The sequence below is a fragment of the Paenibacillus sp. 01T422 genome, assembly GCF_056398785.1.
The window spans coordinates 1-870 of record NZ_JBFTQB010001437.1 but is presented as its reverse complement, the minus strand read 5'-3'; the positions used below and the strand labels follow the sequence as shown (position 1 = coordinate 870).

1 protein-coding gene is annotated in these 870 nt (G+C 47.9%); it reads left to right on the top strand.

What is annotated here, in order from left to right:
- Positions 1-2: 2 nt before the first annotated feature.
- Positions 3-870 (top strand): LacI family DNA-binding transcriptional regulator (locus AC1DUA_RS39350; protein ID WP_477504843.1); only part of this gene is annotated, 868 nt, incomplete at its 3' end.

Here is an 870-nt window from a genome sequence, read left to right as displayed (position 1 = left end):
CGATTAAGGATATTGCCAAGCTTGCGGGTGTGTCCCATACGACGGTTTCCAGGGCGCTTAATAATAGTCCGCTTATTCAAGAGGAAACGAAAGAACGTATTCGCCTCATAGCCGAGCAACTGGATTATACGCCCAATTACAGTGCAAAGAGCTTAGTGCTCGATCGATCGTATAATTTGGGACTGTTCTTTACCACACTGAGTAATGGAACTTCAGCAGGCTTCTTCTATGAAGCCATCCGCGGCGTCAACTCGGTCATCCAGGACCGGTACCAACTGATCGTCAAGGGGATTGATGACTATTCGAGTTTTCAATCCATTACCCGCAAAAGCTTTGACGGGATCATCATTGTCTCTCAAAGTGATGACGACCAGGCTATTATTGAACATATCGTAAGTAAAGGCATCCCGCTTGTCGTTCTCAATCGGCCAGTCTCTACAGCTGGGGTGCTGAATATCCTGTCTGACGAAGAGCAGGGCGCTTTCCTGGCCTGTTCCTATCTTATTGAACAAGGCCACACGCGCATCGCGTTGATTGAGGGTCGCAAAGGTTTTAAATCCGCTCAAAATCGGAAAGACGGCTTCGAACGAGCCATGAGGCATTACGGAATTAGCATTCCGCCGATTTATCGAATTCCTGGCTTATATGATCTCGAAAGCGGTCATAAGGCCATGCAGCAATTTCTTGCATTGGAAGAGCAGCCAACCGCTGTTTTTAGCTGTAATGATGAGATGGCGCTAGGCGCAATGAAAGCGATATCGGAAGCTGGTATGCAGGTGCCAGCGGACATTTCTGTAGTAGGTTTTGATGATACGGTGTTTGCAGCCTATGTAACACCTGCCTTAACAACGGTCCGTAGGCCGATTGAAC